This is a genomic window from Serratia sp. H1w (genome assembly GCF_000633355.1).
In the GTDB taxonomy this organism is placed as follows: domain Bacteria; phylum Pseudomonadota; class Gammaproteobacteria; order Enterobacterales; family Enterobacteriaceae; genus Chania.
On sequence record NZ_AYMQ01000065.1, the window covers coordinates 126,867 to 147,185 of the forward strand.

The window sequence follows — 20,319 nt, forward strand, 5'->3', positions numbered from 1 at the left end:
CAAGCTGCAGCGTTGTTACCTGCACTTACCCACCCCAGTCACTTACAATAGTAAGCTCCTGGGGATGGGTAAGCTTGTCGCCTAGGCTGTGCCGTACAAGGATGTACAAATGCCGCGAGCGCATGGACGCGCAAGAGCGGCCAACTTGAAATCCATAGGGTATAACCAAGGCAAAAGATGCGGCCAAACGGAGCCTGGACTCAAATGAGTGTCAGCAATAATAGCATTGATAACCCGCCGAGAGTGACGGCTGGGACAAAAATCCGCAGATTAGGAACGGGGATAAGCGAGGGAGAGAATAAGCACCGATGCCGATCACATCGGTGCTTGCAGCAAATGATGAGGCAATATTAACCGGTGTTGCGCATCCCGGCGGCCACGCCAGCGATGGTGACCATCAGCGCCTGCTCAACGCGAGCATCGGGTTGCTCCTGCTGGCGCGAACGGTGCAGCAGCTCGGCCTGCAACACGTTGAGCGGGTCGGTGTAGACGTTGCGCAACGCGATGGATTCGGCAATCCACGGCAGGTCTGCCATCAGGTGATCGTCGTTGGCGATGGTCAGTACGACTTTGATATCGTTCTCCAACTGTTCACGCAATTGCTTGCCCAGCGGCCACAGAGACTTGTCCACCAGGCGCTGGTCATAGTATTCCGCCAGCCACAGGTCGGCTTTGGCAAACACCATCTCCAGCATCGCGATACGGGTAGAAAAGAACGGCCAGTTGTGGCACATGGCTTCCAACTGATCCTGTTTCCCAGCCTTCACAGCCTCTTGCAGGCCCGCACCGGCACCCAGCCAGGCTGGCAACATCAGGCGGTTCTGTGTCCAGGCGAAGATCCACGGAATGGCGCGCAGGCTTTCAACACCGCCGTTCGGGCGACGCTTGGCCGGGCGTGAACCCAATGGCAATTTACCCAGTTCCTGCTCTGGCGTCGCGGCGCGGAAGTAAGGCACAAACTCTGGGTTTTCGCGCACGTAGCCGCGATACATGTTGCACGAGGTCTCGGACAGTTCATCCATCAGCGTGCGCCATTCAGGCTTCGGCTCTGGCGGTGGCAGCAGGTTGGCTTCCAACACCGCGCCGGCGTACAGCGCCAGGCTGCTGATGGTGACTTCTGGCAGGCCGAATTTGAAGCGGATCATCTCGCCCTGTTCGGTCACGCGCAGGCCGCCTTTCAGGCTGCCCGGTGGTTGTGACAGCAGAGCAGCGTGCGCCGGTGCACCACCACGGCCAATCGAACCGCCACGGCCATGGAACAGCGTCAGCGCTACTCCGGCCTTCTCACAGGTTTTGATCAGCGCATCTTGAGCACGATATTGCGCCCAGGAGGCAGCCATTACGCCAGCATCTTTCGCCGAGTCGGAATAGCCAATCATCACCATCTGCTTGCCCTGAATAAAACCGCGATACCAGTCGATGTTCAGCAACTGGGTCATCACGTCTTCGGCATTGTTCAGATCGTCCAGGGTTTCGAACAGTGGAGCCACCGGTAGAGCGAATGGACAACCGGTCTCTTTCAACAGCAGGTGCACGGCCAAGACGTCGGACGGGGTACGAGCCATGGAAATGACGTAGGCGGCGATCGAACCTTGCGGCGCTTCGGCAATGACCTGGCAGGTTTCCAGCACTTCCTGAGTCTCTGCGCTGGGTTCCCACTTCAGTGGCACCAGCGGACGCTTGGAGTTCAGTTCGCGGATCAGGAATGCCTGTTTGTCGGCTTCTGACCAGCTTTCATAATCTCCCAACCCCAGATAGCGGGTCAGCTCAGCAATGGCTTCGGTATGGCGGGTGCTTTCCTGGCGCACGTCGATGCGCACCAGCGGTACGCCAAAGCAGCGTACGCGGCGCAGGGTGTCCAGCAGTTGGCCGTTGGCGATAATGCTCATGCCACAGGCCACTAAAGATTGATAACAGGCGTACAGCGGTTCCCACAGCTGCTCGTTATTTTCCAGCAGGTCGTGTGGGCGCAGCACGCGTTCGCCTTTCAGGCGGCCTTCAAGATAAGCCTGGGAGCTCATCAGCTGGCTGCGCAGTTGCTTCATCAGCTCGCGATAAGGTTCCTGTACTTCGTCACCGCCAGCGAGTTCGCGCAGCTCCGGAGTACATTCGGTCATCGACAGTTCGGAAACCAGCACCTGAATATCACGGGTGAACAGATCGCAAGCTTTCCAGCGGCTCAGCAACAGCACGTGACGGGTGATTTCGGCGGTAACGTTCGGGTTGCCGTCGCGATCGCCGCCCATCCAGGAGGTAAAGCGGATCGGCACGGCTTCCACCGGCAGGCGGTAATCGATGGAGTTTTCCAACTGTTCGTTGAACTCGCGCAGGAAGGCTGGTACGCCTTCCCACAGGCTGTTTTCCACCACGGCAAAGCCCCACTTGGCTTCGTCGACCGGTGATGGGCGATTTTTGCGGATCTCGTCGGTATGCCAGGATTGCGCGACCAGTTGGCGCAGACGGCGCATGATTTTATTGCGCTCGTAGTCGGCCAGATCGTTATGGTCCAACTGGCTCAGACAGGTATTCACCTCAACCAGCTTATGGATCAGGGTACGACGGGTAATTTCCGTTGGGTGCGCGGTCAGAACCAGTTCGATAGACAGCTCGTCCACCGCTTTTTGCAGTTGCTTGTTATCGAGCTTGTTGTCTTTGAGCCTGGTAAACAGCTGTGCTAGAGCTTCCGGGTTGCTGGCTGCTTCGCCGTGCGGCGAGATGCTGTGGTATTGCTCGGCAACGTTAGTCAGGTTAAGGAACTGGCTGAAGGCACGGGCAACGGGCAACAATTCATCGTTGGACAGGTTCTGCAGCGTAGACAGCAGCTCCTGACGATGCGCCTCGTTACCGGCACGTGAGGATTTGGAAAGCTTACGGATAGTTTCAACGCGATCGAGAATATGCTCGCCCAGCGCTTCTTTAATGGTATCGCCTAGCAGTTTGCCGAGCATACTGACATTACTTCGCATTGCCGAATATTGTTCGTTCATATAATCCCTGACCCAGTTCTTTGCATACTTATCATCCCCCGATAGCGGTATTTTTCACCACTACCTGAACACGACGAGTACGTGATTTTTCATCTTGTAAGTAAATTTCACGTGCTGGCGAAGACCGCCGGTTTTATCTGATCACGTGCCTGTCCAACCTTCAATTGACACTATTTTTAGCAAAAAAACATCAAATTCGGCGTATTTTCTGAAATTTAATTACGCGCCGCCGGTTATCAGTCTGGCTTATCGGCTTAAATTTCTACGTCTTAAGGGGTAGGGAATGGTAACCCATTCCCCTGTTGTAACTAAGGTTTATTGCTGGCAGAAATGGTCGACCAACTGGCCCAGCAGCTTGCGTGTCGGTTCGATAAACGCGGTGTCCAGATATTCATCAGGTTGGTGTGCCTGATTGATCGAACCTGGGCCAAGTACCAGCGTTGGGCATACTTCCTGAACGAACGGTGCTTCGGTACAGTAGTTGACCACTTCGGTGCGTGAACCCAGCAGCTTTTCAATCACCGCCACCATGTGGTGGTCGGTTGGGCATTCGTAACCCGGGATCGGCGGGTGCAGCTCATCGATCGTCAAACGACCCGGCCAACGTTCGCTCACCGGTGCCAGCGCTTCGTGCAGGAGTTCGTTGATGTTATCCAGCGTCATGCCCGGCAGTGGGCGGATATCCATATGCAGTTCACAGCAGGCACAGATACGGTTGGCCGCATCGCCGCCGCTGATATGGCCAAAGTTCATGGTGGGGTATGGCACCGCGAATGCCGGGTTGTTGTAGCGTTCTTGCAACGTTTTGCGCAGTGTCATCAGGTGGCCGATGGAGTCATGCATCAGATCGATGGCATTGACGCCCCGCGCCGGATCGCTCGAATGGCCCGACTGGCCGACGATGCGGATCGCACTGGAGATATGGCCTTTATGCGCGCGCACCGGTTGCAGTGAGGTTGGCTCGCCGATGATGGCAAAGTCCGGGCGGATTTTGGTTGAGGCGGCAAAATAACGTGCGCCTGCCATCGTCGTTTCTTCATCGGCGGTGGCCAGAATGTACAGTGGCTTGGTTAGCTTGCTGGCATCGATATCGCGCACCGCATCCAGAATAAAGGCGAAGAAGCCCTTCATGTCGGCGGTGCCCAATCCGTAAAGCTTGTTGTCGTGTTCAGTCAGGGTAAAGGGATCTCGTGTCCAGCGCCCCTGGTCGTAAGGCACCGTATCGGTATGACCCGCCAGCAGCAGGCCGCCGCTGCCTTCGCCGAGGCTGGCCAGCAGGTTGAACTTGTGGCGGGTGTCCGGCACGGGCTGTACGTCGACCCGGAAGCCTAAATCGCTAAACCAGCCGGCCAGCAAGTTGATTAATGCTTCATTACTCTGATCGAGGGCGCCATCGGTGGCGCTGATCGACGGAGTGGCGATCAACGCCCGGTACAGCTCAATAAATGGAGGTAATTTCATCTTCACTGTTGACAGCCTTTGGTTAGGATAGTATCAATATTCATGCATTTATTTTGAATAAAAATACAGTAAGCTAGAGCGTAAGGGAACCCGTTACCCGGATGTTTATAAAAGCATCAACGCTCAACCACGTGGGTGAACCGCGCAACAACGCGCCCAAGCCCGCCAGTGACTCTTAGATTGCTAGCCAAGAAGGTGAAAGGCCACATGTTGAATACGCTGATTGTTGGTGCCAGCGGTTATGCCGGAGCAGAACTCACGGCTTACCTGAATCGCCACCCACACATGAACATAACCGCTTTAGCGGTTTCAGCGCAAAGTGCAGATGCAGGAAAATTGCTTTCCGAGCTGCACCCTCAATTAAAAGGTATCGTCGATCTGCCATTACAGCCACTGGTTGACGTTGCCGCAGCGGCAGAAGGTATCGATGTCGTATTCCTCGCGACCGCCCATGAGGTGAGCCACGACATTGCGCCAGCCTTCCTGGCCGCTGGTTGTGTAGTGTTCGACCTCTCTGGCGCGTTCCGCGTACAGGATGCCGAATTCTATAAAAAGTATTATGGCTTTACCCATCAGCATGCAGACCTGTTGGCAGCGGCGGTGTACGGCCTGGCAGAGTGGCAGAGCGAAAAGATCAAACAGGCGCAACTGATTGCCGTGCCGGGCTGTTACCCAACGGCGGCGCAGTTGGCGCTGAAACCGTTGCTCGACCAGCAACTGCTGAACCTGGATCAATGGCCGGTGATCAACGCCGTCAGCGGTGTCAGTGGTGCAGGGCGTAAGGCCAGCGTCACGACCAGTTTCTGTGAGGTCAGCCTGCAACCCTACGGCCTGTTCAATCATCGCCATGAGCCAGAAATTGCTACTCATCTCGGGGTGCCTGTCATCTTTACGCCACACCTGGGTAACTTCCCGCGGGGTATTCTGGAAACCATCACCTGCCGCCTGAACAAGGGCGTCACCGCGCAGGACGTGGCGGCGGCATTCCACGCGGCTTACGATGATAAACCGCTGGTGCGTCTGTATGGCAAGGGTGTGCCAGCTCTGAAGTCCGTGGTGGGCCTGCCATTCTGCGATATCGGCTTCGCCGTGCAGGGTGAGCATCTGATCGTCGTGGCGGCAGAAGACAACCTGCTGAAAGGCGCGGCGGCCCAGGCGGTACAGTGTCTGAATATTCGTTTCGGTTTCCCGGAAACCCAATCATTACTTTAAATCTGCGTGAGTAAACAGCAATGAATCCATTGATTATCAAATTAGGTGGCGTGCTACTGGACAGCGAAGAAGCGCTGGAGCGTTTGTTTACCGCGCTGGATGTCTATCGTCAGGAACATCAACGTCCGCTGGTGATCGTTCACGGTGGTGGCTGCGTGGTGGATGAGCTGATGAAGCAGCTTTCCCTGCCGGTGGTGAAGAAGAACGGCCTGCGTGTCACGCCAGCCGATCAGATCGACATCATTACCGGTGCGCTGGCTGGCACGGCTAACAAAACCCTGCTGGCCTGGGCGGTAAAGCACAAAATCAATGCGGTTGGCCTGAGTCTGGCAGACGGCGGCAGCGTTGCCGTTACCCAATTGGACCCAGCGTTGGGCCACGTGGGTCATGCGCTGCCGGGTTCGCCCGAGCTGCTTAATACCCTGTTGAATGCTGGCTATCTGCCCGTGGTCAGTTCGATCGGTATCACCGTCGAAGGGCAACTGATGAACGTGAACGCCGATCAGGCTGCGACGGCACTGGCCGCCACCCTGGGGGCGGATTTAATCCTGCTGTCGGACGTTAGCGGTATTCTCGACGGCAAAGGGCAGCGCATCGCGGAAATGACAGCACAAAAAGCCGAGCAACTGATCGCTCAAGGCATCATTACCGATGGTATGGTGGTGAAGGTAAATGCAGCACTCGATGCAGCACGTACCCTTGGCCGCCCGGTGGATATCGCCAGCTGGCGTAATGCCGAAAAGCTCCCTGCTCTGTTTAATGGTGTGTCGATTGGCACCCGGATCCTCGCTTAAATTTAGAATTAACAAGGAATAACACAATGCAAAACAAAGGCATCAAGAAAATCGTTCTGGCGTACTCCGGCGGTCTGGATACTTCGGCCATCATTCCATGGCTGAAAGAGAACTACGGCGGCTGCGAAGTGGTAGCCTTCGTGGCGGATATCGGCCAGGAGCGCAGCGATCTGGAAGGCGTTGAGCAGAAAGCTCTGCAATCCGGTGCCTCTGAGTGTCATGTTGTCGATCTGCGTGAAGAGTTTATCCGCGATTACGTTTACCCGGTGCTGCAGACCGGCGCACTGTACGAAGGCAGCTATCTGCTGGGTACCTCCATGGCGCGTCCAATCATTGCCAAAGCCCAGGTTGAGCTGGCTTTGAAAGTCGGTGCCGATGCGTTGTGCCACGGGGCAACCGGTAAAGGTAACGATCAGGTGCGTTTCGAAACCACCTATACCGCCTTGGCTCCGCACCTGAAAGTGGTCGCGCCTTGGCGTGAGTGGAACCTGCGTTCCCGTGAAGCCCTGCTGGATTACCTGAAAGAGCGTAATATCCCAACGACCGCTTCGCTGGAGAAGATCTACAGCCGTGACGAAAACGCCTGGCACATCTCTACCGAAGGCGGCGTGCTGGAAAGCCCGTGGAATGCGCCAAACAAAGATTGCTGGGTCTGGACTGTCGATCCCTTGGAAGCGCCGGACCAGCCAGAACAACTGACCGTCACCGTAGAGAAAGGCTGCGTGGTTGCGGTCAACGGCGAAGCGATGAGTCCGTACAAATGCCTGGAAGCCCTGAACGTGCTGGGTGCCAAGCATGGCGTGGGTCGTATCGATATCGTGGAAAACCGCCTGGTGGGGATCAAATCCCGTGGTTGCTATGAAACCCCAGGAGGCACCATTATGGTTGCCGCACTGCGTGGGATCGAGCAGTTGGTGCTGGATCGTGATAGCTTTAAATGGCGTGAGCAGTTGGGCCTGGAAATGTCCTATGTGGTCTACGATGGTCGCTGGTTTGCTCCGCTGCGTCGTTCTATTCAGGCTTCCGCGCAGGCGCTGGCAGAAGAAGTTAACGGCGAAGTGGTGCTGCAACTGTATAAAGGCCAGGTCACGGCGATCCAGAAGAAATCGGCCAACAGCCTGTACTCAGAAGAATTTGCGACCTTTGGCGAAGACGAAGTTTACGATCACAGCCATGCGGGTGGCTTTATCCGTCTGTTCTCGCTCTCTTCCCGTATCCGCGCGCTGAACGAGAAGAAAAAATAACGTCGTTGGTTTAGCGTCAATTTGAGGGGCGCAGCATGCTGCGCCCTTTCGCATACTTATTCAGGAGCAAGATTATGGCACTTTGGGGCGGACGGTTTAGTCAGGCAGCGGATCAGCGGTTCAAACAATTAAATGACTCCCTGCGTTTCGACTATCGCCTGGCGGAACAGGATATTGTGGGCTCCGTCGCCTGGTCAAAAGCGCTGGTGACCGTCAACGTACTGACGTCAGCAGAGCAACAGCAACTCGAGCAGGCATTGAATGTGTTGCTGGAGGAAGTGCAGGCCGATCCTATGGCGATCGTCAACAGCGATGCGGAAGATATTCACAGCTGGGTTGAGCAGAAGCTGATCGACAAAGTCGGCGATCTGGGCAAAAAGCTGCATACCGGCCGCAGCCGTAACGATCAGGTGGCTACCGATCTGAAACTGTGGTGTAAACACCAGGTCAGCGAGCTGCATCAGGCGCTGGTACAGCTGCAACAGGCGCTGGTAGAAACTGCCGAAGCCAACCAGGACGCGGTGATGCCGGGTTACACTCACCTGCAACGTGCCCAGCCGGTCACTTTTGCCCACTGGTGCCTCGCTTACGTCGAGATGCTGGCGCGTGATGAAAGTCGCCTGCAAGATACGCTGAAACGTCTGGATGTCAGCCCATTGGGCAGTGGTGCTTTGGCTGGCACGGCTTATCCGATCGACCGTGAACAACTGGCTGGCTGGTTGGGCTTTGCTTCTGCCACGCGTAACAGCTTAGATAGCGTTTCCGACCGCGACCACGTGCTGGAACTGCTGTCCAATGCCGCCATCAGCATGGTGCACCTGTCGCGTTTTGCCGAAGACCTGATCTTCTTCAACAGCGGCGAAGCAGCGTTTGTCGAGCTTTCGGATCGCGTGACCTCCGGCTCATCCCTGATGCCGCAGAAGAAAAACCCGGATGCGTTAGAGCTGATCCGTGGCAAGTCTGGCCGTGTGCAAGGGGCGTTGACCGGCATGATGATGACGTTGAAAGGCCTGCCGTTGGCCTACAACAAAGACATGCAGGAAGATAAGGAAGGGCTGTTCGACGCGCTCGACACCTGGATGGATTGCTTGCAGATGGCCGCGTTGGTGCTGGACGGCATTCAGGTGAAACGTCCACGTTGCCAGGAAGCGGCACAGCAAGGTTATGCCAACGCCACCGAACTGGCCGACTATCTGGTTGCCAAAGGCGTACCGTTCCGCGAAGCGCACCACATTGTGGGTGAAGCGGTGGTGGAAGCGATCCGCCAGGGCAAACCGTTGGAGGACCTGCCGCTGAGCGATTTGCAGAAATTCAACAGCGTGATTGGCGATGACGTTTATCCGATCCTGTCGCTGCAGTCTTGCCTGGATAAGCGTGCGGCCAAAGGCGGTGTTTCCCCTCAGCAGGTCGCCAGTGCGATAGCCGAAGCCAAAAAACGCCTGTTCTAAGCGGTTGCCAAGGGCAGCGTCATGCTGCCCTTCGAATGTATTTGTACGGGTGCTGCATGCTGCGTCCGCTTACCCTGCCAGCCGTGCGCACAGATAACGGTTCAAGCTGACGCCTTCATCCATGGCATTCATCGCCAGGCGGCGATGCTGTTCTGGGGTCATCCGCAGCACCAGTTTCCCACTGAAGTTTTTCTCGGCCAGCGCCTCTGGTGGCGTTTCGCCTTGGGCGAGCATATCGGCAATCACTTCGCAGACCAGTTTTTCAATACCGTCTAGCGCTGCCGTGCGGCTAGCGGCCAGCCATGACAGTGAGGGAAACTCTGTACAGAGGCCGACATATTCGCTGTCCTCCGCTGACCAAGTGATACGGTAGGTATAGTGCTCATGTTTTTCCATGTTCTTCCTCCTGTCGTTTTATAATTTATTTTAGTATCAATAATAGTATCATTTTAATGTCGTAACGCATCAAAAAAAGTTCCCCCTCATCCCCACCCTCTCCCACTGTAGAGATTGAGAATGGCATCAGCATTTGTTTGGGGGAGAGGGGGTCAGTCCAGAGCCGCGGTCAGGTGCAGGAGGTAATTTGTTGCACGTTAGGTCCCCTCTCCCTGTGGGAGAGGGTTAGGGTGAGGGGTGTCACTGCACGTATTGTTATGAATTAATTAGCTTAACTGGTTGCATCGTGAAAGATTTATTCGCCAGGGCAACGCTGGCAGCGTTCCGCCTCGGACTCACCCAGCTTCAGCTTGGCTTGCAGATCGCGTAGCGCGGTACGCAGACCTTCTTCGATCACCGGGTGGTAGAACGGCATATCCAGCATTTGGTCGATGGTCATCTGCTGCTGGTGTGCCCAGGCCAGCAGGTGAGCGATATGCTCCACGTCTGGGCCCATCATTTCAGCGCCGAGGAAGCGCCCGGTTCCTTGTTCGCCATAGACATGCAGAATGCCTTTATTACGCAGCATCACCCGGGAGCGGCCCTGATTTTCAAACGATACGGTGCCAACTTCAAAGCAGCCACAGGCGCTGAATTTCTGGTTCAGTTCACGGAAGGTCGAGCCTACCATGGCGATTTGCGGATCTGAAAACACCACGGAAATCGCACTGCGGCGCAGGCCTGGCGTCACTTCTGGGAAGCTGCCCGCGTTGTGCCCGGCGATGCGAGCCTGATCGCTGGCTTCGTGCAGCAGTGGCAATTGGTTGCTGGCATCCCCGGCGATGAAAATATGCGGTACGCTGGTTTGCATGGTTAACCGGTCGGCTTGTGGAACGCCTTTGGCATCTAGCGCCAGGGAAGTATTTTCCAGCCCCAGCTTGTCGACGTTTGGTCGGCGGCCGGTAGCGGCCAGCACGTAATCCACCATCATTTCCTGCGTTTGCCCGTGCAGATCCTGGTAGCGGATAAACACTTGCTCACCTTCGCGTTGCATGATGTCCACTTTGACATCCGGGTCGAGATAGAACTCTGCACCCAGCGTTTTAGCGGCATAGTCGCGTACTACGCTGTCGGTCAGTGGGCCAACTGCGCCACCAACACCGAACACTTTGGTTTTAACGCCAAGGCGGTGCAGCGCCTGGCCCAGTTCCAACCCGATCACCCCTGGGCCGAAGACTGCGACAGACTGCGGCAAATCATCCCAGTTGAAGACATCGTCATTGACGATCAAACGATCGCCCAGGTCGTTCCACGGCGCAGGCCAGGTTGGGCGCGAGCCGGTAGCAATCACGATGCGCTGTGCGACGATGCGTGTATGTTCGTCCACCTGCAAGGTGTTGTCGTCAATGAAACGGGCATAGCCCTGGATTTTGTCGGCGGCCGGGATGCTACCGACCCCTTCCAGCACAAAACCGACAAAGCGATCGCGCTCGCGTTTGACGCGATCCATCACTTCACGGCCATTGATGGTGGTTTTCCCCGCAGGGTGGACGCCAAAGCCTGGAGCACGTTCGATCTGATGCACCGCTTCCGCTGCGGCAATCAGCAATTTGGATGGCATACAGCCCACGCGGGCACAGGTGGTGCCAAAAGGTCCGCCCTCAATCATCACCACGCTGGGGGTAGAAAGTTTGGCCGCTCGGTAAGCACCCAGTCCGGCAGTGCCTCCGCCAATGACGGCGACGTCGACATTCAACAGTTTCATATCCGCTCCTGAAAGGGGTAAAAAAAGGGCGGGTCAGTACCCGCCAAAAGTCACATTAGTTCTATTCCGTGGGTTTTTCAGGCGGCAGATTGTTGAACTGCGCCCGAGGCCCGTCGGGTTTTTTTATCATTCAGGCTGTCAGGAAGTTTTCCAGATCGTCACTACCACCGATGTGGCGACCACCGATAAACACCTGTGGGACGGTGGCGCGGCCAGTGACGGCGCGCAGGCTGACGGTGGTAGCGTCTTGACCCAGTACGATTTCTTCATATTGGATACCGCGCTCTTGCAGCATTTGTTTGGCTTTGGCGCAGAACGGGCAGCCTGGTTTGGTGAACAGGGAAACCGATTCCTGCACTTTGAATTCCGGTGCCAGGTATTTCAGCATGGTGTCGGCGTCAGATACTTCAAACGGGTCGCCCGGTTTGTTTGGCTCGACGAACATTTTTTCTACCACGCCGTTACGTACCAGCATGGAGTAGCGCCATGAGCGTGGGCCAAAGCCCAGATCGGCTTTCTCAACCAGCATGTTCATGCCTTTGGTGAACTCACCGTTACCGTCTGGCACGAAGGTAATATTTTCTGCGTGCTGGTCTGCTTTCCAGGCGTTCATCACAAAGGTGTCGTTCACTGAGACGCACAGGATGCTGTCAACGCCGTGTTGTTTGAACACGCTGGACAGTTCGTTATAGCGTGGCAGATGGCTGGATGAGCAGGTTGGGGTGAACGCGCCTGGCAAGGAGAACAGGATCACGGTTTTATCTTTGAACAGGTCATCCGTAGTGACATCAATCCATTGGTCGCCCTGGCGAGTATGGAAGGTCACCTGAGGGACTTTTTTGCCTTCTTGACTGGTAAACATGGATTAACCCCTTAATTAGAAAAATGAATTTTTTATGTTGGTGCCGTTGCGCTTTGTTGGGGGACATTATTCACTGCGGGGCTTGATAGTTCTAATCACTCGTTGCTATCTTATCTATCGCCATGAGCTATCATGGCCAGGAGGGAAACAACAATGAATATTCGTGATTTAGAGTATCTGGTCGCCTTGGCCGAGCACCGTCATTTCCGGCGTGCTGCCGACTCATGCCATGTCAGCCAACCCACGTTGAGTGGGCAGATCCGCAAGCTGGAAGACGAATTAGGCGTGATGCTGCTCGAACGGACCAGCCGCAAGGTGCTATTCACCCAGGCAGGTTTACTGCTGGTGGAACAAGCACGCACCGTACTACGCGAAGTCAAGGTTCTGAAAGAGATGGCGAGCCAGCAGGGGGAGGCGATGTCCGGGCCGCTGCATATCGGCCTGATCCCTACCGTAGGGCCTTATCTGTTGCCGCAGATTATCCCGACGCTGCATAAATCCTTTCCCAAGTTGGAAATGTATCTGCACGAAGCCCAGACCCATCAACTGCTGGCACAGCTGGACAGCGGCAAGTTGGACTGCGCCATTCTAGCCTTGGTGAAAGAGACCGAAGCCTTTATCGAAGTGCCCTTGTTTGATGAGCCGATGCAGTTGGCGGTCTATTCCGACCATCCATGGGCACAGCGCGAACGCGTGGCGATGGCCGATTTGGCTGGCGAAAAACTGCTGATGTTGGAAGATGGCCACTGTTTACGCGATCAGGCGCTGGGCTTTTGCTTCCAGGCCGGTGCGGATGAGGATACCCATTTCCGCGCGACCAGTCTGGAGACGCTGCGTAATATGGTTGCCGCAGGCAGTGGGATTACGCTGTTGCCTGCCTTGGCAGTGCCGCGTGAGCGTGAGCGCGACGGCGTCTGCTACCTGGAGTGCTACAAGCCGGAACCGAAGCGCACCATTGCTCTGGTGTATCGCCCCGGCTCCCCGCTGCGCAGCCGCTATGAGCAGTTGGCCGAGGCAATTCGCGAACACATGCAGAATTACCTGGATGCGAACTTAAAACAGGCGGTTTAAGCCGTTTAGTGCCGCGACTCGGTAGGCTTCTGCCATGGTCGGATAGTTGAAGGTAGTATTAACGAAATACTCGATGGTATTACCTTCACCTTTCTGTTCCATGATCGCCTGGCCGATGTGAATGATCTCTGCCGCACGCTCACCAAAGCAATGGATCCCCAGGATCTGCAAGGTGTCGCGGTGGAACAGGATCTTCAAACTACCCACGTTCATGCCGGCAATCTGTGCCCGAGCCAGATGTTTGAACTGAGCGCGGCCCACTTCGTACGGCACCTTCATCGCTGTCAGTTCCTGCTCGGTTTTGCCGACGGAGCTGATTTCCGGAATGGTGTAAATGCCCGTTGGAATATCTTCGATCAGATGCCCGCTGGCTTCCCCAGAAGAGATGGCCTGAGCGGCAATGCGGCCTTGGTCATAAGCGGCAGAAGCCAGGCTCGGATAGCCGATCACATCACCCACCGCATAAATATGGGACACGGCGGTCTGATACATGCTGTTGACCTTCAACAGGCCACGGCTGTCTGATTCCAGGCCGACGTTCTCCAGGCCCAGCGCATCAGTATTACCGGTACGGCCATTGGCGTACAGCAGGCAATCCGCCTTCACTTTCTTGCCAGATTTCAGATGAATAATCACGCCGTCATCGGTGCCTTCGATCTGCTCGAATTCTTCGTTGTGGCGGATCACCACGCCGTTATTCCACAGGTGATAAGACAGGGAATCTGACATCTCCTGATCGAGGAACGCCAGCAGCCGATCGCGGGTGTTGATCAAATCCACCTTCACGTTCAGCCCACGGAAGATCGATGCGTATTCACAGCCAATCACGCCCGCACCGTAGATAATCACGTGGCGCGGTTCATGGTTCAGCTCGAGGATCGAGTCGCTGTCATAAATGCGCGAATGGTTAAAATCAACGTTGTTCGGATGATAAGGACGTGAGCCGCAAGCGATCACGATATGGTCGGCGCGGATGGTATCCTGAGTACCGTCCATGTAGCTTACGCTGACGGTGTTGGCATCGATGAACTTGGCGTTACCGGCGAACAGTTTGCACTGGTTGCGCTCGTAAAATCCTTGGCGCATGCGGGTTTGCTGGTTAATGACGCTATCGGCGTGGCGTAAAATGTCGGGGAAGGTGGCACTGAGGGTTCGGGAGTTGTTGTAAAGCGGGTTCTGGTTGAATTCGATAATACGGCTGACGGCGTGGCGGAGGGCTTTGGAGGGGATGGTTCCCCAGTGAGTACATCCGCCGCCCACGTTATTGTACCGTTCGATCACGGCCACGCGGGCACCTTGTTTCACCAGACCCATGGCTGCGCCTTCACCACCAGGGCCGGAGCCGATGATAATGGCATCAAATTGATAGTGTTGTTGCATGTAGGAGAGACCTGTTCTTATACAAATTTACAACGGTATCTTAACATCATAGCGCTGCGTGCCCAATTACCATTAGCCTTTTTGTGGCAAAGCACAATCGATGTGGCCCGGAACTGTGACAAAGCGCGTTTGTATCAATGCTGTTGCATTAAATTTGCTATATTGCCAGTTCTGCGGCGTTAGACTGAAAGAAGGGAAGTTATCCGGATATGCAAATGGGCGTCAGAGCACAACAAAAAGAACGCACGCGTCGTTCCCTCATTGAGGCGGCTTTCAGCCAACTGAGTGCCGAGCGCAGTTTTGCCAGCCTGAGCCTGCGTGAAGTCTCACGCGAGGCGGGTATCGCGCCCACGTCGTTTTATCGCCATTTTCGCGATGTGGATGAGCTTGGGCTCACCATGGTTGACGAAAGCGGCCTGATGCTGCGCCAGTTGATGCGCCAGGCACGCCAGCGCATTGCCAAAGGTGGCAGCGTGATCCGCACGTCGGTATCGACCTTTATGGAGTTTATTGGCAATAATCCCAACGCCTTTCGGTTATTGCTGCGTGAACGTTCCGGTACCTCGGCCGCATTTCGTGCGGCGGTAGCACGGGAAATTCAACATTTTATCGCCGAACTGGCAGATTACCTGGAGCTGGAAAACCATATGCCGCGCAGCTTTACCGAGGCGCAGGCGGAAGCTATGGTGACGATTGTGTTCAGTGCCGGTGCGGAAGCACTGGATATTGATATTGAACAACGGCGGCAGCTTGAAGAAAGGTTAGTGTTGCAACTGCGGATGATCTCCAAAGGAGCTTATTACTGGTATCGCCGCGAGCAAGAAAAGGCCTCTGTAACCCACGAATAACAAGGTGAAAGTAATGGAAAAACTAAGCCGTGAGAATGGTACTTTACTGCTGGCGTTGATTGCCGGCCTGTCCGTAAACGGTTCCTTTGCCGCGCTGTTCAGCTCGGTGGTGTCGTTTTCAGCCTTCCCGTTGATTGCTTTGGTGCTGGCGGTGTATTGCCTGCATCAGCGTTACCTGAATCAACCAATGTCGGATGGCACGCCGAAACTGGCGGCCGGTTGTTTCCTGTTGGGCATCCTGGGATATAGCGCGATCGTGCGTGCGGAATATCCGCAGATCGGCTCGAACTTCCTGCCCTCGATTGTTTGCGTGGCGCTGGTGTTCTGGATTGGTTTCCAGTTAAAGAAACGCAATACCACTGTCGCCCAACAGTAAGCATGGCCAACCCTCTCCCACAGGGCGAGGGAGCCAATGTAGGGGCGCTGCATGCTGCGCCCGTGTGAAGGTCAGGTGCGGGGGCATCAGCGACGTTCGAGCAGTACGCCGCACTCCATATGATGGGTGTAAGGGAACTGATCGAACAGCGCCAAGCGGGTAATGTTATGCGTGGCCTGCAAGGTGCTTAAATTGGCGCACAGGGTTTCCGGGTTGCAGGAGATGTAAAGGATGCGCGGGTAGCTCTGCACCATCTTCACCGTTTCATCATCCAGCCCGCTGCGTGGTGGATCGACGAAAATCGTCTCACAATTATAGCTGCTCAGATCGATCCCTTTTAACCGGTTGAACTCGCGCGCGCCGTTCATCGCCTGAGTGAAGTCTTCCGCCGCCATGCGGATAATCTGCACGTTATCGATATGGTTGGCTGCGATGTTGTACTGCGCCGCGGCTACCGAAGGCTTGGCGATTTCAGTGGCCAACACCCGTTCGAAGTTGCGGGCCAGGGCCAGCGAGAAGTTGCCGTTACCACAATACAGCTCCAGCAGATCGCCTTTTGAACCCTTGGTAACATCCAGCGCCCATTCCAGCATTTGTACGTTCATGGCCGCGTTGGGCTGGGTGAAGCTGTTTTCGACCTGGCGATAAATCATCTCACGGCCAGCGACTGGCAACACTTCGTCGACGTAATCCTGATCCAGCATGATTTTCATCTTTGAGGCGCGGCCAATCAGCTGCACATCGAACCCTTCGGCACGCAACGCATCACGCAGCGCGGTGGCATCTTGCTGCCACCGTTCGTCCAGCTTGCGGTGATACAGCAGCGAGGCAATGATTTTACCGCTCTGCGTGGACAGATAATCGATCTGGAACAGCTTGTGGCGCAGCACCGGATTCGGCTTGAGGGCCGTCATCAGCGCGCTCATCAGGCGGTTAATCAGCTCGCTGGCCGCCGGGAAACTATCGACACGGATTCGCTGCTTGGTCTGCTGATCGAACATGATGTGGTACATATCGTCCTCATCATGCCAAATGCGGAATTCCGCCCGCATCCGATAGTGGCTGACGGGCGAGCGAAACACTTCCGGCTCGGGCGCCGTGAACGGTGACATCATGGTTTTCAGGCGGGCAGTTTTCTCCGCCAGTTGGTCGTCATAGCGTTCAATGGGCAAATTCTCGGGCGTCATGGCTTCTCTCGTCAGGCAAATTGGATCAGCGGGGATTGTAGGGAATCAGCCCGTGAAGTCCAGTTTTGTTGTGGTGCTAATTTGAAACACTATTGGCAATCTAGACATCCATTTTCATTGATTGTAGCATTGCCGTCCGGTCTCAAGCAGCGAGTGAAAAGGGAATCCAGTGTAAATCTGGAGCTGACGCGCAGCGGTATGGGGAAGTCACGGCGATAGCGTTAAATGACGCAGACACTGTCCACTGCAGGATGGGAAGTCATCGCCCGGTGCGGGTTGCCATTGGCAATCGGCAAATCCCAAGCCCGAAAACCTACCGGTGTACGTCGCAATATCCATAGCCGTCGCGAACTACCGGCCGTGGCCCTGCGGCATCCCCAATGAAGTTTGGATGCTTTTAATAATGACAATGATAAAAAATACACTGCTGGCGGTGGTCTCCTCCGTGACGGCATTTTCTGGATGGGCGCAAGATAACACCACGACTAAAAATAGCGATGACCTGGTGGTCACCGCCAACCGCTTCCCTCAGCCGGTCTCCTCCGTGCTGGCTCCTGCTGACGTAGTTACCCGCGAAGATATCGACCGCTGGCAGGCCAAAAGCCTCAACGATGTGATGCGCCGTTTACCGGGCGTCGATATTTCGCAGTACGGTGGTATGGGACAGGGCTCATCCCTCTCGGTACGCGGTACCGAAGCCCGTCACGTATTGGTATTGATCGACGGTGTGCCAATGGCCCGTTTGGGGATCACTAATGGCGTCGACTTCAATCAGGTGCCGCTGGCGCTGGTGCAGCGTGTAGAGTTTATTCGTGGGCCACGCTCCGCCATTTATGGTTCTGGTGCCATCGGCGGGGTCATCAACATCATTACCCAGACGGATAAAGAAGGCGGTAAAGTCCAGGCGGGTATCGGCTCGAACGGCTACCAGCAGTATGACGGTGCTGTGCGCCAGCGTTTCGACAATACTATTGCTACCGTTGCAGGCAGCTATCAGATGACCAATGGCTTCAATGTGCAGCCAGGCTCGCCTTATTCGGTCGACAGCGACCGTGACGGGTTCCGTAATAAAAGCTTCTGGGGTGGCTTGGAGCAGCAGTTCAATCAGAACTTCTCTGGTTTCGTGCGTGGCTATGGGTACACCAATAACGCCGATTATGACGTTGGCAGCGTTCCTTACAGCCCGCAGTACAGTAATGACGAAGACCGCTTGTATAGCCATACCTATGATATGGGGCTGCGTTTCCTGTCCGGTGCCTTCTCTTCTCAACTGACTGGCAGCTATCAGAAACAGAAAGATTATAACTACAGCAGCCAGAATGGCCGTTATGGTGTCAGCACCACGCTGGATGATATGGATCAGCGCAACCTGCAATGGGGCAATACCTATGCCTTCGAGCACGGTAGCGTCACCGCCGGTGCCGATTTCCAGCAACAGCGCCTGACCTCTTCCGACAACTTCTTTGCCGATACCTATAAAAGAGACAACACGGGTCTGTACCTGAGTGGTCAGCAAAAGTACGGCAGCGTGACGTTGGAAGCCTCTGGGCGCGAAGATAAGGCCGGTGATTTCGGTTGGCATGGCACTTGGCAGACCGCAGCAGGATGGGAATTTGTTGATGGTTATCGGGCAACCTTGTCTTATGGTACCGGCTTCCTGACGCCGTCACTGGGCCAGCAATATGGTTCCAAACGCTTTGGTATTGATTCCAACAGCAACCTCAAGCCGGAAGAGTCCAAGCAGTGGGAAATCGGTCTGGAAGGTTTGACCGGGCCGCTGGATTGGCGTCTGTCGGCTTACCACTACAAAATCCAGAACCTGATCAACTACGATTCTGACCCGGTGACCTATCAGGGGCAGTATTACAACGTGGATAAGGCAACGATTAAAGGTGTGGAATGGACCGGCAGCTTTGATACCTGGATCTTCACCCACCAGTTGACGCTGCAATATATCGATCCACGTAATGACCAGACCGATGAAGTGTTGGCGCGCCGTTCGAAGCGTCAGGCCAAGTATCAGCTGGATTGGACGATGTTCAACCTGGACATGGATATCTCGTATCAGTACTACGGTAAACGTTACAACAATATCTCTTCTACTTATAACCCTGAGCAGATCGTATTGCCGAGTTACAGCACGGTCGACGTCAGCGCCTCATATCCAATAACCTCTCAGCTGACAGTTCGTGGTAGAATTGCCAACCTGTTTGATAAAGATTATGAGACGGCTTATGGCTACGCTACTCCAGGAAGAGAGTACTACCTCACTGGCAGCTATACCTTCTAACGCCACTGCGGCGCCTCGCCCGACGGCGCTGGTTTTTGATTCCGGCGTCGGCGGGTTGTCAGTGTATCAGGAGGTTCGGCAGCTGTTGCCGGATCTCCACTATATCTATGCCTTCGATAACGTGGCATTCCCCTACGGCGAGAAATCCGAAGAGTTTATTATTGAGCGCGTGCTGGAAATTGTCAGCGCGGTTCAACAGCGCCATCCTCTGGCCATTGTCATCATCGCTTGTAATACCGCTAGCACCGTTTCTTTACCCGCACTGCGTGAGCGTTTTGCTTTCCCGGTGGTGGGGGTGGTGCCGGCAATCAAGCCTGCGGCCAAACTGACTGCTAACGGCATCGTCGGCCTATTGGCAACGCGCGGTACCGTGCAGCGTACTTATACGCATGAACTGATTGAGCGTTTCGCCACGGATTGCAAAATCGAACTGCTGGGCTCGTCTGAGCTGGTAGAACTGGCGGAAGCCAAACTGCATGGCGAACCGGTACCGCTGGCAACGCTGAAGAAAATACTGCAACCCTGGTTGAGCATGCGCGAGCCCCCGGACACGGTTGTATTGGGCTGTACGCACTTCCCTCTATTATCTGAAGAATTGATGCAAGTGCTGCCAGAAGGGACGCGTCTGGTGGATTCCGGTGCGGCAATTGCCCGCAGAGCCGCCTGGCTTATCGCGAATCAAGAAAATCTGGTTTCGACTCAGGAAGAGAATCTGGCGTATTGCATGGCGTTGAATGAAGATACCGATGCTTTATTGCCCGTATTGCAGGGTTATGGCTTTAAATCGTTGAAAAAACTACCGCTTTAACGGGGTTTTGCTTAAACATTCGACGGTCAGTAAAAAAAGTGAAATTAGGGGTTGCGACGTTCTGAGAACTCCCTATAATGCGCCTCCACTGACCGGGAACAACGACTCCTCTAACGAGAACCAGTCGCCCAGCCAGGAAGACCAACCCGGTGAAAACACCGAAATAAAGGTTGACTCTTCAGAGGAATCGCGTAGTATACGCCTCCTCGAG

16 protein-coding genes and 1 riboswitch are annotated in these 20,319 nt (G+C 55.2%); of the genes, 9 read left to right on the top strand and 7 right to left on the bottom strand.

The features are described 5' to 3' along the window. Positions 1-350: 350 nt before the first annotated feature. Entirely contained in the window at positions 351-2,987 is a 2,637-nt protein-coding gene (ppc, locus tag U869_RS0116750; protein WP_025121396.1) for a phosphoenolpyruvate carboxylase, read from the bottom strand. A 315-nt stretch (positions 2,988-3,302) separates the two neighbouring features. After that, on the bottom strand, positions 3,303-4,448 hold the full coding sequence (argE, locus tag U869_RS0116755; RefSeq protein ID WP_037408623.1) for an acetylornithine deacetylase: 1,146 nt from the start codon (positions 4,446-4,448) through the stop codon (positions 3,303-3,305). A 207-nt stretch (positions 4,449-4,655) separates the two neighbouring features. Here argE and argC point away from each other — a divergent pair, with 207 nt between their 5' ends. The 4 genes from argC (at position 4,656) to argH (ending at position 9,146) form a co-directional block, all read left to right on the top strand. Beyond that, positions 4,656-5,660 (top strand): N-acetyl-gamma-glutamyl-phosphate reductase, encoded by a 1,005-nt coding sequence (argC, locus tag U869_RS0116760; RefSeq protein ID WP_025121398.1) that lies wholly within the window; start codon positions 4,656-4,658, stop codon positions 5,658-5,660. A gap of 20 nt (positions 5,661-5,680) precedes the next feature. Then, a complete protein-coding gene (gene argB, locus U869_RS0116765; RefSeq protein ID WP_025121399.1) occupies positions 5,681-6,454 on the top strand; it encodes an acetylglutamate kinase in 774 nt (257 codons plus the stop codon). 26 nt (positions 6,455-6,480) lie between these two features. Continuing rightward, positions 6,481-7,698, top strand: coding sequence for an argininosuccinate synthase (locus U869_RS0116770; RefSeq protein WP_025121400.1), 1,218 nt, complete (start codon positions 6,481-6,483; stop codon positions 7,696-7,698). Positions 7,699-7,772: 74 nt separating this feature from the next. Continuing rightward, positions 7,773-9,146, top strand: a complete 1,374-nt coding sequence (gene argH, locus U869_RS0116775; RefSeq protein WP_025121401.1) for an argininosuccinate lyase — start codon at positions 7,773-7,775, stop codon at positions 9,144-9,146. Positions 9,147-9,215: 69 nt separating this feature from the next. On the opposite strand, the gene U869_RS0116780 is transcribed toward argH, so the two are convergent. From U869_RS0116780 to U869_RS0116790, 3 genes are all read right to left on the bottom strand, one after another. Further along, positions 9,216-9,542, bottom strand: coding sequence for a type II toxin-antitoxin system HicB family antitoxin (locus U869_RS0116780; protein WP_025121402.1), 327 nt, complete (start codon positions 9,540-9,542; stop codon positions 9,216-9,218). Positions 9,543-9,837: 295 nt separating this feature from the next. Continuing rightward, positions 9,838-11,286: a dihydrolipoyl dehydrogenase gene (locus U869_RS0116785; RefSeq protein WP_025121403.1), complete on the bottom strand. Its 1,449-nt coding sequence runs from the start codon at positions 11,284-11,286 to the stop codon at positions 9,838-9,840. Between the two features lie 130 nt (positions 11,287-11,416). Then, complete coding sequence (locus U869_RS0116790; RefSeq protein ID WP_025121404.1) at positions 11,417-12,148, bottom strand: glutathione peroxidase; 732 nt, start codon at positions 12,146-12,148, stop codon at positions 11,417-11,419. A gap of 153 nt (positions 12,149-12,301) precedes the next feature. Between U869_RS0116790 and oxyR the strand changes: the two genes are divergently transcribed. Continuing rightward, positions 12,302-13,219, top strand: coding sequence for a DNA-binding transcriptional regulator OxyR (gene oxyR / locus U869_RS0116795; protein ID WP_021181915.1), 918 nt, complete (start codon positions 12,302-12,304; stop codon positions 13,217-13,219). Here the strand turns inward: oxyR and sthA are convergent. Continuing rightward, entirely contained in the window at positions 13,202-14,599 is a 1,398-nt protein-coding gene (gene sthA, locus U869_RS0116800; RefSeq protein WP_025121405.1) for a Si-specific NAD(P)(+) transhydrogenase, read from the bottom strand. The two genes, oxyR and sthA, sit on opposite strands and share 18 nt — an antisense overlap. 215 nt (positions 14,600-14,814) lie before the next feature. Between sthA and fabR the strand changes: the two genes are divergently transcribed. Both fabR and U869_RS0116810 read left to right on the top strand, forming a co-directional pair. Further along, entirely contained in the window at positions 14,815-15,447 is a 633-nt protein-coding gene (fabR, locus tag U869_RS0116805; protein WP_025121406.1) for an HTH-type transcriptional repressor FabR, read from the top strand. 13 nt (positions 15,448-15,460) lie between these two features. Beyond that, entirely contained in the window at positions 15,461-15,823 is a 363-nt protein-coding gene (locus U869_RS0116810) for a YijD family membrane protein (protein ID WP_025121407.1), read from the top strand. Positions 15,824-15,909: 86 nt separating this feature from the next. On the opposite strand, the gene trmA is transcribed toward U869_RS0116810, so the two are convergent. Beyond that, entirely contained in the window at positions 15,910-17,010 is a 1,101-nt protein-coding gene (trmA, locus tag U869_RS0116815) for a tRNA (uridine(54)-C5)-methyltransferase TrmA (protein ID WP_025121408.1), read from the bottom strand. A gap of 120 nt (positions 17,011-17,130) precedes the next feature. After that, a riboswitch (cobalamin riboswitch) is annotated at positions 17,131-17,346 on the top strand. Between the two features lie 73 nt (positions 17,347-17,419). Here trmA and btuB point away from each other — a divergent pair. Both btuB and murI read left to right on the top strand, forming a co-directional pair. Further along, positions 17,420-19,300, top strand: coding sequence for a TonB-dependent vitamin B12 receptor BtuB (gene btuB / locus U869_RS0116820; RefSeq protein ID WP_025123990.1), 1,881 nt, complete (start codon positions 17,420-17,422; stop codon positions 19,298-19,300). Further along, positions 19,245-20,108, top strand: coding sequence for a glutamate racemase (murI, locus tag U869_RS0116825; protein ID WP_025121410.1), 864 nt, complete (start codon positions 19,245-19,247; stop codon positions 20,106-20,108). Before btuB ends, murI begins: the two co-directional genes overlap by 56 nt. Positions 20,109-20,319 lie beyond the last annotated feature (211 nt).